The sequence below is a fragment of the Actinoplanes sp. NPDC049316 genome (genome assembly GCF_040677315.1).
Lineage (GTDB): Bacteria > Actinomycetota > Actinomycetes > Mycobacteriales > Micromonosporaceae > Actinoplanes.
On record NZ_JBFAQM010000031.1, the window covers coordinates 49031 to 62289 of the forward strand.

Annotated in this window: 12 protein-coding genes; 9 read left to right on the forward strand and 3 right to left on the reverse strand. The window is 69.1% G+C overall.

The features are described 5' to 3' along the window. Positions 1-41: 41 nt before the first annotated feature. The 9 genes from AB0K03_RS33740 (at position 42) to AB0K03_RS33780 (ending at position 10902) form a co-directional block, all read left to right on the forward strand. Complete coding sequence (locus AB0K03_RS33740; protein WP_364693567.1) at positions 42-992, forward strand: branched-chain amino acid ABC transporter permease; 951 nt, start codon at positions 42-44, stop codon at positions 990-992. Then, the gene (locus tag AB0K03_RS33745) at positions 989-2137 is read left to right on the forward strand and encodes a branched-chain amino acid ABC transporter permease (protein WP_364693570.1); all 1149 of its coding nucleotides are present in this window, start codon (positions 989-991) and stop codon (positions 2135-2137) included. Before AB0K03_RS33740 ends, AB0K03_RS33745 begins: the two co-directional genes overlap by 4 nt. A 65-nt stretch (positions 2138-2202) precedes the next feature. After that, entirely contained in the window at positions 2203-3033 is an 831-nt protein-coding gene (locus AB0K03_RS33750) for an ABC transporter ATP-binding protein (RefSeq protein ID WP_364693681.1), read from the forward strand. Continuing rightward, positions 3023-3733: an ABC transporter ATP-binding protein gene (locus AB0K03_RS33755; RefSeq protein ID WP_364693573.1), complete on the forward strand. Its 711-nt coding sequence runs from the start codon at positions 3023-3025 to the stop codon at positions 3731-3733. The genes AB0K03_RS33750 and AB0K03_RS33755 overlap by 11 nt, the downstream gene beginning before the upstream one ends. Before the next feature lie 29 nt (positions 3734-3762). Continuing rightward, a complete protein-coding gene (locus tag AB0K03_RS33760) occupies positions 3763-4671 on the forward strand; it encodes an ABC transporter substrate-binding protein (protein WP_364693576.1) in 909 nt (302 codons plus the stop codon). 7 nt (positions 4672-4678) lie between these two features. After that, positions 4679-5704, forward strand: a complete 1026-nt coding sequence (locus tag AB0K03_RS33765) for an amino acid ABC transporter permease (protein ID WP_364693579.1) — start codon at positions 4679-4681, stop codon at positions 5702-5704. Beyond that, entirely contained in the window at positions 5701-6465 is a 765-nt protein-coding gene (locus AB0K03_RS33770) for an amino acid ABC transporter ATP-binding protein (protein WP_364693581.1), read from the forward strand. Before AB0K03_RS33765 ends, AB0K03_RS33770 begins: the two co-directional genes overlap by 4 nt. A gap of 218 nt (positions 6466-6683) precedes the next feature. After that, positions 6684-9374, forward strand: coding sequence for a DNA polymerase I (gene polA / locus AB0K03_RS33775; RefSeq protein WP_364693584.1), 2691 nt, complete (start codon positions 6684-6686; stop codon positions 9372-9374). A 1162-nt stretch (positions 9375-10536) separates the two neighbouring features. Beyond that, positions 10537-10902, forward strand: coding sequence for a metalloregulator ArsR/SmtB family transcription factor (locus AB0K03_RS33780; protein WP_364693587.1), 366 nt, complete (start codon positions 10537-10539; stop codon positions 10900-10902). 795 nt (positions 10903-11697) lie between these two features. Here AB0K03_RS33780 and AB0K03_RS33785 read toward each other — a convergent pair. From AB0K03_RS33785 to AB0K03_RS33795, 3 genes are read right to left on the reverse strand one after another with little or no spacing between them, the layout of a single operon-like run. Then, positions 11698-12024: a DUF3140 domain-containing protein gene (locus tag AB0K03_RS33785; RefSeq protein WP_364693590.1), complete on the reverse strand. Its 327-nt coding sequence runs from the start codon at positions 12022-12024 to the stop codon at positions 11698-11700. Next, entirely contained in the window at positions 12014-12220 is a 207-nt protein-coding gene (locus AB0K03_RS33790; RefSeq protein WP_364693592.1) for a DUF2945 domain-containing protein, read from the reverse strand. The genes AB0K03_RS33785 and AB0K03_RS33790 overlap by 11 nt, the downstream gene beginning before the upstream one ends. A gap of 20 nt (positions 12221-12240) precedes the next feature. Beyond that, positions 12241-13056 carry a class I SAM-dependent methyltransferase gene (locus AB0K03_RS33795; RefSeq protein ID WP_364693684.1) on the reverse strand — a complete coding sequence of 272 codons (816 nt, stop codon included), beginning with the start codon at positions 13054-13056 and terminating at the stop codon, positions 12241-12243. Between the last annotated feature and the right edge of the window lie 203 nt (positions 13057-13259).

Genomic DNA, 13259 nt, shown 5'->3' on the forward strand with positions numbered 1-13259 from the left:
GATCTCCGGCCGCACCGACCTCTTCGTTTCAGGAGCCCCTTGTGAACTTCTCCGGTCTGATTCAGGACTTCGGACCGCTCACGATCACGGGACTTGCCCAGGGCGCGATCATCGCGCTGTTCGCCCTGGGATACACCCTGGTCTACGGCGTGCTTCGCCTGATCAACTTCGCCCACTCCGAGGTCTTCCTGCTCGGTTCCTACGCGTGCCTGATCGTGTGGGGACTCTTCGGGCTGGACCAGAACTCGGCCACCCCCAACGTTGCTGCGGTCCTCGGCTACCTGCTGCTGGGCCTTCTCGCGGCGATCGTCATCTCCGGTCTGACCGCTCTCGGCGTCGAGCTCGTGGCCTACCGGCCGCTGCGCCGCCGTAACGCACCGCCGCTCGCGTTCCTCATCACCGCGATCGGCGCCTCCCTGTTCATCTCGGAGACCGTCGGCGTGGTCACCAAGCGCAACATCACCGGTGTGCCACCGCTGATCCGGCCGACCGACGTCGTCGTGATCGGCAACATGCACGTGACGAATCTGCAGATTCTGATCATCGTGCTGGCGCTCGTGGCGATGTTCGTGCTCGACCGCTTCATCAACCGTTCCCGGCTCGGCCGCGGTATCCGCGCAGTGGCGCAGAATCCGGACAGCGCGGCGCTCATGGGCGTCAACAAGAGCCGTGTCATCGCCCTGGTGTTCCTCATCGGTGGCCTGATGGCCGGTATCGCCGCGGTCATGTACGACCTGAAAATCGGCGTGACCCGGTTCGACGCCGGCTTCCTGCTGGGCATCGAGGCGTTCACCGCGGCCGTCCTCGGCGGCATCGGCAACCTGCGCGGGGCTCTGCTGGGCGGCCTGCTGCTGGGCGTCCTGCAGAACTACGCTGCCGGCCTGTTCGGGACGCAGTGGCTGCACGCCGCTTCGTTCGTCCTGCTGGTGTTGATCCTGCTGGTCCGCCCGACGGGCCTGCTGGGTGAGAGTCTGGGGAGGGCACGCGCATGACGACGACCGAATCCCCGGCGACCGGCGCGGTGCCGGAAGCCGAGAAGAAGAACTGGCGTACGTCCGGCGGCGTGCGCGGCTGGTTCGGCCGTCAGCACTGGGCGGTCCGTACGGCGCTGAGCATCGTCTTCGCCGTGCTGGCGTTCCTGCTGCCGTACGTGGGCGACGTCCCCGTGATCGGCCCGCAGATCGTCACCCAGGGCATCGACTGGCCGAGCGCCCTGTTCAACATCTCGTACTACGTGCTGCTGGCTCTCGGCCTGAACGTGGTCGTCGGCTTCGCGGGCCTGCTCGACCTCGGGTACGTCGGCTTCTTCGCGGTCGGTGCGTACACCGTCGCGATGCTGACGTCGCCGGACAGCGTCCTGCACACCGAGTGGGCGTGGCTCGCGTCCATCCCGATCGCCCTGGCGATCACCATGGTCTCCGGCCTGATCCTGGGCTGGCCGACGCTGCGGCTGCGCGGCGACTACCTCGCGATCGTGACGCTGGGCTTCGCCGAGATCATCCGCATCTTCGCGACGAGTTCGGAGACGCTGCGCGGTGACCGCGGCTTCTCGGACATCCCGCACCCGCCGGGCTCGTACGCCGACGGCAAGCCGATCTTCGGGGTGGCGGACGCCACGCCGTACTACTGGCTGGGCCTCTCGGTGATCATCCTGGTCATCTTCGGCGTGCGGAACCTCGACCGCAGCCGGGTCGGCCGCTCGTGGCTCGCGATCCGCGAGGACGAGGAGGCCGCCGAGATCATGGGCGTGCGCACGATCAAGTACAAGCTGTGGGCGTTCGCGATCGGCGCGTTCATCGGTGGCCTGGGCGGCGTCATGTTCGCCGGTCAGCAGGGCTTCATGAACTCGCAGACGTTCATCCTGCAGTTCTCGATCCTGGTGCTCGCCGGCGTGGTCATGGGTGGTTCGGGCAACATCTTCGGCGCCATCCTCGGTGGTGCGCTGATCTCCTACATCCCGGACCGGTTGCGCGGCATCGAGGACCCGATCTTCCACACGGACCTGTTCGGGTTCCGCTTCGCGATCTTCGGCCTGGTGATCATCGCGATCATGATCTTCCGGCCGCAGGGCATCATCCCGAGCCGCCGCCGGGCGATGGAGCTCAAGGACCGTGAGAAGGAGGTGGCTCCGCAGTGAGCGAGCCACACATCGAGACGCCGCAGGAGCTGGACGCGGCGAACGCCCGTCCGGTGGACCGGGCGATGCCCACGGGGACCGTCGGCAAGACGGTGCGCGAGCCGCAGCTCTCGGACGGCCGGGGCGATCTTCTGCTCGAGGTCGACCACGTCACGCTGCGCTTCGGCGGCGTGGTCGCGCTCAACGACGTCAGCTTCTCGCTGCGCAAGGGTGAGATCTTCGGGCTGATCGGCCCGAACGGCGCGGGCAAGACGACGTGCTTCAACGCCATGACCGGCGTCTACCGGCCGACCAGCGGCGCGATCCGCTTCCAGGGCGAGTCGATCGTCGGCAAGAAGAAGCACGAGATCACCCGTGGCGGCATCGCCCGTACGTTCCAGAACGTGCGGCTGTTCCCGGAGATGACCGCGCTGGAGAACGTCATGGTGGGCGCGGACGCGCACCACAAGACCAGCGTGATCGGCGCGTTGTTCCGGCTTCCCCGGCACTGGCAGGAGGAGAAGGCCGGCCGGGAGAAGAGCCTGGAGCTGTTGCGCTTCGTGGGCATCGAGCGGCGGGCGGGGGAGATCTCCCGCAATCTCTCGTACGGCGAGCAGCGCCGGCTGGAGATCGCCCGGGCCCTGGCGACCAACCCGACGCTGCTGTGCCTCGACGAGCCGGCGGCCGGCTTCACGCCCGCGGAGAAGGAGGAGCTGCTCGGGCTCATCCGCAAGATCCGCGACACCGGGGTCACCGTGCTGCTCATCGAGCACGACATGCGCCTGGTCATGGGCGTCACCGACCGGATCGTGGTGCTGGAGTTCGGCAAGAAGATCGCCGAGGGTACGCCCGCCGAGGTGCGGGACGACCCGAAGGTGATCGCGGCGTACCTGGGGGTCCCGACCGATGCTGCTTGAGTTGCAGGACGTGACGCTGCTGTACGGCCGCATCCAGGCCCTGCACGGCATCAGCATGACCGTCGGCGAGGGCGAGATCGTGGCGCTCATCGGTGCGAACGGCGCCGGCAAGACGACGACCATGCGGGCGATCTCGGGGCTGCGCCCGGTGGCGCAGGGCGCCATCAGGTTCAACGGCGAGGACATCACGAAGATGCGCGCGGATCTGCGCGTCGTCCGGGGTGTCTCGCAGTCGCCGGAGGGCCGCGGCATCTTCCCCGGCATGACCGTGCGCGAGAACCTGGAGATGGGCGCCTACACGCGCCGGAACCGCGCCGAGATCAAGGAGGACATGGACCGGGCCTTCAGCCTGTTCCCCCGGCTCAAGGAGCGGGAGAAGCAGGTCGGCGGCACGATGTCCGGCGGTGAGCAGCAGATGCTGGCGGTCGGTCGCGCGCTGATGAGCCGGCCGAAGCTGCTGCTGCTCGACGAGCCGTCGATGGGTCTCGCGCCCATGCTGATCCAGCAGATCTTCGACATCATCGTCGAGATCAACCAGCAGGGCACGACCGTCCTGCTGGTGGAGCAGAACGCCCAGCAGGCCCTGTCGCGTGCGCACCGCGCGTACGTGCTGGAGACCGGCCGGATCGTCAAGTCCGGTACCGGCGCGGAACTGCTGCACGATCCCTCGGTGAAGGACGCCTACCTGGGTGTCGCCTGAGCCACCCCCGCAATAAGGAGTAACTGACGATGTTCCGCATCTCATCTGGCCGCCGGGCGATCCTCGGCCTGGCCGTCGCGGCCGCGATGACCGTGTCGCTGGCCGCCTGCGGCGAGGAGTCCGGCAACGACACCGGCTCGGGCGCCCCGGTGCCGTCGGCCTCGGCCGACACCGCCCTGGCGGACAAGGTCCCGGCCGAGCTCAAGTCGGCCGGCAAGTTCGTCATCGGTACGGACTCCTCGTACGCGCCGAGCGAGTTCCTGGACGCCGACGGCAAGACGGTCAAGGGCTTCGACGTCGACCTGTTCAACGCGGTCGCGCAGAAGCTCGGCCTGAAGACCGAGTGGCAGTCGGCGACGTTCGACAGCATCATCCCGGGCGTGAGCTCGGGTAAGTACACGATCGGCGTCTCCTCGTTCACGGTGAACCCCGACCGTCTGAAGGAAGCCACGATGGTTTCCTACTTCTCGGCGGGCACTCAGTGGGCGGCCAAGGCCGGCACCACGATCAACGCCGACGACGCCTGCGGCAAGAAGATCGCGGTGCAGACCGCGACCGTGCAGGTGGACGACATCAAGGCGCGCTCGAAGAAGTGCACCGACGCCGGCAAGCCGAAGATCACGATCGACCAGTACCAGGCCCAGAGCGACGCGACCAACGCCGTCGTGACCGGCAAGGACGACGCGATGCTGGCCGACTCGCCGGTGTGCGCGTACGCGGTCAAGCAGACCAACGGCCAGCTGGCCCTGGTCGGCGACATCTACGACTCGGCCCCGTACGGCTACGTGCTGCCCAAGGCCCAGACGGAGCTCGGCGCGGCGATCGAGGGCGCGCTGGAGGCTCTGATCGCGGACGGCACGTACCAGACGATCCTCAGCAAGTGGGGCGTCGAGGCCGGCGCGATCAAGGACCCGGCCGTCAACCCGCAGGTCTCCTGACCCGCGGATGAGCGACCAGGACACCACCGGACGGGCACGGCCTGAGGCGATCAAGGCCGTGCCCGTGCGGCACCCCGGGCGATGGCTGGCCATCGCGGTGCTCGCGGTGCTCACCGCGATGTTCGTGCACCTGCTTGTCACGAACGACCAGTTCCGCTGGTCGTTCATGTTCTCCTCGTACGAGCCCGGCAAGCGCGGCGTCATGTTCACCGAGCCGGTGCTGGAGGGGCTGCGTGGCACGATCCTGCTGACCGTCTCGTCGATGCTGATCGGCGTCGTGCTGGGCGTGGTCATCGCCGTCATGCGGTTGTCGGACAATCCGATCCTGAGCTGGGTGGCGTGGATCTACACCTGGTTCTTCCGGGCGGTGCCGCGGCTCGTGCTCGCGATCCTCTTCGGCAACCTGAACATCCTGTGGGACCGCATCGGCTTCGGTCTGCCGTTCGACCAGCAGATCGGCAAGCTGTTCGGCATCGACGACCTCAACGCGCAGTTCTACAGCGTCAAGGCCAGCGACCTGCTCGCCGGCTTCGTCGCCGGCATGCTCGCGCTGGGTCTGTCGGAGGCCGCCTACATGGCCGAGATCGTGCGCGCGGGCATCCAGTCGATCGATCCGGGCCAGACCGAGGCCGCGGTCGCGTTGGGCCTCTCGCGCGGCCAGGTGCTGCGGCGGGTCGTCCTGCCACAGGCGATGCGGGTGATCGTGCCGCCGACCGGCAACGAGGTCATCGCCATGGTCAAGGACACCTCGCTGGTGGCCTTCGTACCCGTGACCTATGAATTGTTCTTCCAGCTCAACGCCATCAAGGCCCGGACGTTCGTGGTTCTGCCCGTGCTGGTCGCCGCGGTGATCTGGTATCTGATCATCTGCAGCGTCCTGATGGTCGCCCAGTTCTTCGTCGAGCGACACTTCGGCAAGGGCTACGGCGCCGCCGGCAAGGCCCGCCAGAAGCTGCAGGGCATCGCCGCCGAGCAGGGCGGGGTCGCGTCCTATCAGGGGCCGGCGTCGGGGCCGGGAGGAGCGGGGATATGACCGACGAGATGGTGCGCGCCGAGGCGGTGCACAAGTCGTTCGGCTCCTTGGAGGTGCTCAAGGGCGTCGACCTGGTGGTGCGGCCGGGGGAGGTGTCGTGCGTGCTGGGCCCGTCGGGTTCCGGCAAGTCGACCTTCCTGCGCTGTATCAACCACCTGGAGAAGATCAACGCCGGCCGGATCTTCGTGGACGGCGACCTCATGGGCTACCGCGAGCGCGGCGGCAAGCTGCACGAGCTCAAGGAGAAGGACGTCGCCGCGCAGCGGCGGTCCATCGGCATGGTGTTCCAGCGGTTCAACCTCTTCCCGCACATGACGGTCATGCAGAACGTCATGGAGGCCCCCTGCCGGGTCAAGAAGGAGAACAAGGCAGAGGTACGCGACAGGGCGGTCGCCCTGCTCGAACGGGTCGGTCTCGGGGCGAAGGTGGAGAACTATCCCGGGCAGTTGTCGGGTGGTCAGCAGCAGCGGGTGGCCATCGCGCGCGCCCTGGCCATGCGGCCGAAACTGATGCTGTTCGACGAGCCGACGAGCGCGCTGGACCCCGAGCTGGTGGGCGAGGTGCTCGACGTGATGAAGGACCTGGCCCGCGACGGCATGACCATGATCGTCGTCACCCACGAGATCGGCTTCGCCCGCGAGGTGGGTGACTCGCTGATCTTCATGGACGGCGGCGTGGTGGTCGAGCAGGGCCCGCCGCGGGAGGTCCTGAGCAATCCCCAGCAGGAACGAACCAAGGCATTCCTCAGCAAGGTGTTGTAGGTCGTGTCCTGGCGGTCATGGCGACGCCGAGACGGAGTCCGGGTTTCGTCTCGCAAGTGGGACGGGCGATCGGATACCGGTGTTGTATCCGACCGCCCGGACCGTGCCGCGAGGCGGAAGCTGGGCCCGTCGCAGGCCGTCATGACCGCCAGGACACGACCTCGGGCGGGCGGGGCGGTCGGCGGAGTTGTCGTACCCCGGGACTAGAGTTCTCGGACGTGAGCGACGACGCCCAGACCCCCCGCTTGCTGCTGCTCGACGGCCACTCGCTGGCCTACCGGGCCTACTTCGCGCTGCCCGTGGACAACTTCTCCACGCACACGGGGCAACCCACCAACGCCGTGTTCGGCTTCACCTCGATGCTCATCAACATGCTGCGCGACGAGAAGCCGACGCACATCGTGGTGGCGTTCGACGTCTCCCGGCAGTCCTTCCGCACGGAGAAGTATGCGGAGTACAAGGCCGGCCGCTCCGAGACGCCGCAGCCGTTCCAGGGCCAGGTGAGCCTGGTCAAGGAGGTGCTGGAGGCGCTGCGCATCCCGGTGGTGGAGAAACCCGGCTACGAGGCCGACGACGTCATCGGCACGCTCGCCTGTCAGGCGCGTGACGCCGGCTTCGAGGTGGTCATCTCCACCGGTGACCGGGACGCGTTCCAGCTCGCCGGCGAGCACGTGACGATCCTCTACCCGGTCCGTGGCGTGTCCGAGGTCTGGCGGATGACCCCCGAGGCCATCGAGGCGAAGTACGGCGTGCCCCCCGGCCGCTACCGCGACAAGGCGGCGCTGGTCGGCGAGGCGAGCGACAACCTGCCCGGTGTCCCCGGCGTGGGCGACAAGACCGCCGCCAAGTGGATCAATCAGTACGGCGGCCTCGACGGCATCATCGCCCACGTCGACGAGATCAAGGGCAAGGCCGGCGAGAACCTGCGCGCCCACCTCGCCGATGTCATGCGCAACTACGAGATCAACGCGCTGGTCTGCGACCTGGAGCTGCCGCTGCGGCCCGAGGACGTCAAGTGGCAGGGCTGGGACCGCGAGGCCGTGCACCAGGTCTTCGACGCGCTCGAGTTCCGGGTCCTGCGCGAGCGGCTGTACTCGTACCTCGAGGCCGTGGAGCCCGAGGCGGAGTCCGGCTTCGACCTGTCCGGCACGGTGCTGGGCGCGGGGGAGGTGGCCGCGTGGCTCGGTGAGCACGCCACGGCCGCCCCGGTCGGCGTCGCCGTCACCGGCCAGTTCGGCCGCGGCACCGGCTCGCTCACCGGCATCGCGGTGGCCACCGGCGACGGTCCGGCCGCCTGGTTCGACCCGGCCGCCCTCGACGAGGCCGACGAGCACGCCGTCGCCGCCTGGCTCGCCGACCCCGAGCGGCCGAAGATCATCCACGACGCCAAGCCGGCGATGCTGGCGTTCCGGGCGCACGGCTGGTCGCTCGCCGGCGTCCGCGTCGACACCGCCCTCGCCGCCTACCTCGCCAAGCCCGACCAGCGGGCGTACGACCTCACCGACCTGGCCCTGCGCTACCTCAAGCGGGAGCTGCGCGTCGACGCCCCCCAGGACGGCCAGCTCACGCTGGACGGCCTCGGCGACGACGGCGCCGCCGAGCAGAACGTCATGCTCCGCGCCCGCGCCACGCTCGATCTCGCCGACACCCTCATCGAGGAGCTCTCCCGCGACGACGGCGCCTCCCAGCGCCTGCTCGCCGAGGTCGAGCAGCCGCTGGAGATCGTGCTGGGCGAGATGGAGTACGTCGGCATCGCGGCCGACACGCACTACCTCTCCGAGCTGGAGGCGCACTTCGCCGCCGAGGTGAAGGCGGCCCAGCAGGCGGCGCACGAGGTGGTCGGGCGTGAGTTCAACCTCGGCTCACCCAAGCAGCTGCAGGAGATCCTCTTCGTCGAGCGCAACCTGCCCAAGACCAAGCGCATCAAGTCCGGCTACACCACCGACGCCGACGCGCTGCAGAACCTCTTCGCCCAGACCGGCGACCCGCTGCTCGAGCACCTGCTGCGCCACCGCGACGTGGCCAAGCTGAAGTCCACCGTGGACGGGCTGCTCAAGTCGGTCTCCGAGGACGGACGCATCCACACCACGTTCAACCAGACCGTGGCGGCCACCGGCCGGCTCTCCTCGACCGACCCCAACCTGCAGAACATCCCCATCCGCACCGAGGAGGGCCGCCGCATCCGCCGCGCCTTCGTGGTGGGGGAGGGCTACGAGTCGCTGATGACGGCCGACTACAGCCAGATCGAGATGCGCATCATGGCCCACCTCTCCGGCGACGAGGCGCTCATCGCGGCCTTCAACTCCGGCGCCGACTTCCACGCGGCCACCGCCTCCTCGGTCTTCCACGTCCCGGTCGAGGAGGTCGTCCCCGACCAGCGCCGCAAGATCAAGGCGATGAACTACGGCCTCGCGTACGGTCTCAGCGCCTTCGGCCTCTCCAACCAGCTGACCATCACCACGGAGGAAGCCCGTGGCCTGATGGCCGAATACTTCGAACGCTTCGGCGGCGTCCGCGACTACCTCCAGGCCGTGGTCCGCCGAGCGGTCCAGGACGGCTACACGGCCACCATCCTCGGCCGCCGCCGCTACCTGCCGGACCTGAGCAGCGACAACCGCCAACGCCGCGAAATGGCCGAACGCATGGCCCTCAACGCCCCCATCCAGGGCTCCGCAGCCGACATCATCAAACTCGCGATGCTCCACATCGACACGGCGATCCGCGAAGCCGGCCTCAAGTCCCGCATGCTCCTCCAGGTCCACGACGAACTCGTCTTCGACGTAGCCCCCGGCGAACGCGAACCCCTCGAATCCCTCGTCCGCCGAGAAATGGGCGCGGCCTACCCCCTGTCGGTCCCCCTCGAGGTCTCGGTAGGCCTCGGCCACGACTGGAACAGCGCCGACCACTAACCCCGCGAAGCCCAACGCCGCCGCTCCGGTGGGAGCGGCGGCGGGACCGCTGCCGTCCGAAGCCCTTCCACTGCCCGCTCGCGGTGGCCGGTGGCGGCTTCTGCCGTCCTTAAGCGCGCAGGTGTCTGCTTCCGGTGGGCGGAGGGCGGCCCTGTCGGCCGGGCCCAGCAACGAACCCGTCCACGAGGCCTGATCGCGCGCGTCCTGTCCGTCGCCTGCCGCCTCGCTGCCTGCCGCCTCGCTGCCCGCCGTCGCCTGCTGCCTGCTGCCCGCTGCCTGCTGCCCGCTGCCCGCCGTCGCCTGCTGCCCGCTGCCCGCCGTCGCCTGCTGCCCGCTGCCCTGCGTGCCGAGTGCCCGGATGGCCTTTCAGCCGGTGAGGTCTGGCCCGTGTGGCCTTGGCGGCGCGGTGTCTCCGCCCGCGTGACCTTCGGCGGCGCGCTTTCTGCCCCACCCGTCCTTCCCGCCCCGGTCTTTGCCTCGCGGCCTTCGCCGGTGGTCTCTCGCGCGTCGCCTCTGTCGACGGCGGCGCGTGCTTCCCGTCTGCCGGCTGCCGCTTGCTCCACCAGAGCGCGGCTCGGTCTCGCCGTTCGGTCTCGCCGCGCGGCCACGCGGTTCGGTCTCGCCGCGCGGCCACGCGGTTCGGTCTCGCCGCGCGGCCACGCGGTTCGGTCTCGCCGCGCGGCCACGCGGTTCGGTCTCGCCGTTCGGTCTCGCCGCTCGGTCACGTGGCTGGGGCGGCGCGGCTCGGCCACAACGACTTCGCCACTGCGATTACCGAGCCGCTCACGAGCCGTGACGACGCACTGGCGGATTTCCGACTCTTTGAATTCCCGCAACATCTGCGGCTTCAGCCCGATCAGAGGTCCAGTTTCACGCCGATCGAGGTACCGAAGATGCGTGGGTCCCGTGGTCCGTTCGGGCATCGTTCGCGCCCCTTCGGGCGTACCTCGAATCACCGACTTCAGGAGTCCGCGGAACCCGCTCGAACGACCGTCCACCTCGGAATATGCAGCTCACTCCACGACCCCGGCCGACTTCGCGCCCACCCGCAATGCATTGTTACGTAATGCATTCTGGCTGTCCGCAACGACGGTCTCGCGCTCAGGAGTGAGTTGTCAGTTTCTTGTTCGGATGAGTTGCCGCGCTCTGCAAGGGTGGGCTGATGCCGAGCACTTCCATCGACATGACATCGCTGTCGGGTGCCTGGGCGCCCGTCGTGCGCCGGCCCCTCGAGGCCGACCAGGCGCGCGCTCTCGCGCCCATGTTCAAGGCCCTGGGCGACCCCGTACGCCTCCGCCTCCTCTCCATGATCGCCTCGGCGGGCGGCGGCGAGGTGTGCGTCTGCGACCTGACGGGCGCGTTCAAGCTGACCGGCCCGACGATCTCCCACCACCTCAAGGTCCTCCGCGAGGCAGGCCTGGTGGACAGCGACCGGCGCGGCACCTGGGTCTACTACCGCCTGGTGCCTGCGGCGCTGGCCCTCCTCGCAGGCCTCCTCGACATCGGCACCGTGTCCGCCGCCATCTGACCTCAGCCCGGCCGGCGCCGCGTAAAGGGCAAAGGGCCCATCGCCTGACTTCAGCCCGTCCGGTCGCGCGGCGAGGCCGAAGGGTCGATCGCGTGACCTCGTCGCGGCGGCCTGCGCGGTCCTGCTGGTCCGCGCCCGGCCGGTCGCGCGGAGCGGTCAAAGGCCCCATCGTCTGACTTCCGGCCGGCCAGTCGCGCGCAAAGGGCAGAGGGGCCGCCCCTCGCCGACGCTGGCACTGCGGCAGCCGACTTCTGGCCGATGGCGCAGTGGGGCATGGAGCCTGTTGCCCACGTCGGCGTTGTGGCCGCTGCCGTCTGACCGTCGCTGGCCGGAGGCGCAGAGAGGGCGCGGTGCCTCTCGCCGACCTCGGACGTTGTGGCCGCCGCCTTCTGGCCGATGGCGCAGTGGGGCACTGCGTCTACCGCCGCTTTCCGCACCGTAGCCGCGATCCTCTGAAAGCAATCCCGCCAGCCGCGTGCGGAGTAGCGAGGCATCGATCGCCTGCGCGGCCCAACCCGCCCCTTCAGGAGGCCGCGCCCCGGGCCGCCATGAGCCTCGTGCCGTACCCCGGTCACCTTGGCGCAGCACCCCCCGGCACGACGGCAACGGATCGACAGCGCGAACTCGGCGGCCGACGTCGGCCACCCCGCCGTCCGGCGGCGTGGTCCCGGCGCCCTGAAGGGCCACCCGCCGCCCAGCCGAAGCCCCGCGCTGGCGCACGGAGCGCGCCGGCGAACGCACGCCAGCCGCCGGGCGCCCCTCCCACGGGCACTGTCAAGCCGCGATCCGATCCGGCTACTTCTTCAGCGGATCATGTCCCCAGTTCATCAGCGAGTACCGCCACTTCGTCTCCTTGACATCCCCGGACGGCCGCTGTGCCAGATGGCGGTGGACGTACCCGACGACCTTGCGCATGTGCGCCTCGTCGGCGTCGTCGAGGTCCGCCTTCTTCTTGTGCAGAAGCGAGATGATCTTCCGCCCGCTGTCGTGCCCGACCGACTCGGCGCCGCTGGAGGATTTCTGGCCCACTTCCTGCGACTCGTCCGTGTTCAGCCACTTCTCGAGTTCCGAGGCGGACATGTTCACCGCTTCGCGGAAATCCGCGTACGTGTCATTTGTCATGCTTCAGCGCTCCCTCTTTGTGGACCGCCGTACCCCCGGTCTTGTCGCTCTTGACCTTGTATTGGGGTTCGTCCTTGGAGGCGTCCACCGTGCGGCCGGCCTCCGACGTGCGGGACGTGATCTTCTTCTCGACCGTCCCGTGCACCGTGTTGCCGTGGCTCTTCCAGGTCACCTTGTCGCCCTTTTTCACGCTCATGACCTGCTGGTACCCGGTGATCAGGCCCGATAACTGACGAATATCGCGGTGCCCGGGAACAGCCTGCCGCGCAGCGGGCTCCACTGCCCCCAGATCTCGTCGTGGCCCTCCGGCCATTCCGGCTCGATGAGATCGGTCAGCACGAAGCCGGCCGCGACGAGTTCACGGATGCGGTCGCCGAGGGTTCGATGCTGTTCCACATATGTCGGCACGCCCGCGCTGTCCTGCTCCACATACGGCCGGCGGTCGAAATAGGGGTGAACCGCCAGCAACCCGTTCTCACCCGGATCGTCGAGGAAGATCCACCGCATCGGATGCGTGATCGAGAACACCCATTTCCCGCCGGGTCGCAGCACCCGCGCCACTTCGCGCATCACCGCCTCGGAATCGGCGACGAACGGGATCGCCCCGAAGGCCGTGCACACCACATCGAACGCCCCAGTCGCGAACGGCAGCGCGAGGGCATCCGCTTGCACGAGCGGCACGCGTACGCCCGAACGGTCGGAGGCCCGCTGCGCCTGGCGCAGCATCCCCCCGCTCAGATCCATCGCGACCACCTCGGCGCCCTGCCCGTCGAGCCACCGCGCGGCCGCCGCGGCACCGCACCCCAGCTCCAGCACCCGCTGCCCGCGCACGTCACCGAGCAACCGCGCGTCCGCCTCCCGCAGCCCCTCCGGGCACCAGACGAAATCCACGTCACCCAGAAAGGCCCCGTGCTCCTCCTGGTAGTCGTCGGCGTCCAGGTCCCACCAATGCCGGCTCGCGACGCGACTCTCGTCGTCGGTCACGGCCCGGCGGAGCGTGGCCGGCTGGGCAGGCGGTTGCGCTTCGATCACCAAGCCACCGTACGGGGACAGTACGACAAAACCGCCTCAGGCCTGCGCCGCCGTGATCACCCAGCGCCCGGTCCCGCCCCGAGGGCTGCGCAGCCCCGTACCCGATGCTCCCCAGCCTCTCCCCCCGAGGCGCCCGAGCCGCCCCGCCCAGCCATAGCCCCACCACCCAGCGCTCGCTCCGCTAGCTCCCACGCCGCGCTTCA

Coding starts and splice junctions, on each gene's coding strand:
- AB0K03_RS33785 (WP_364693590.1), bottom strand. CDS start 12,024: ATGACAAATGACACGTACGCGGATTTCCGCGAAGCGGTGAACATGTCC.
- AB0K03_RS33765 (WP_364693579.1), top strand. CDS start 4,679: ATGAGCGACCAGGACACCACCGGACGGGCACGGCCTGAGGCGATCAAG.
- AB0K03_RS33755 (WP_364693573.1), top strand. CDS start 3,023: ATGCTGCTTGAGTTGCAGGACGTGACGCTGCTGTACGGCCGCATCCAG.
- AB0K03_RS33780 (WP_364693587.1), top strand. CDS start 10,537: ATGCCGAGCACTTCCATCGACATGACATCGCTGTCGGGTGCCTGGGCG.
- AB0K03_RS33770 (WP_364693581.1), top strand. CDS start 5,701: ATGACCGACGAGATGGTGCGCGCCGAGGCGGTGCACAAGTCGTTCGGC.
- AB0K03_RS33750 (WP_364693681.1), top strand. CDS start 2,203: ATGCCCACGGGGACCGTCGGCAAGACGGTGCGCGAGCCGCAGCTCTCG.
- AB0K03_RS33790 (WP_364693592.1), bottom strand. CDS start 12,220: ATGAGCGTGAAAAAGGGCGACAAGGTGACCTGGAAGAGCCACGGCAAC.
- AB0K03_RS33760 (WP_364693576.1), top strand. CDS start 3,763: ATGTTCCGCATCTCATCTGGCCGCCGGGCGATCCTCGGCCTGGCCGTC.
- AB0K03_RS33745 (WP_364693570.1), top strand. CDS start 989: ATGACGACGACCGAATCCCCGGCGACCGGCGCGGTGCCGGAAGCCGAG.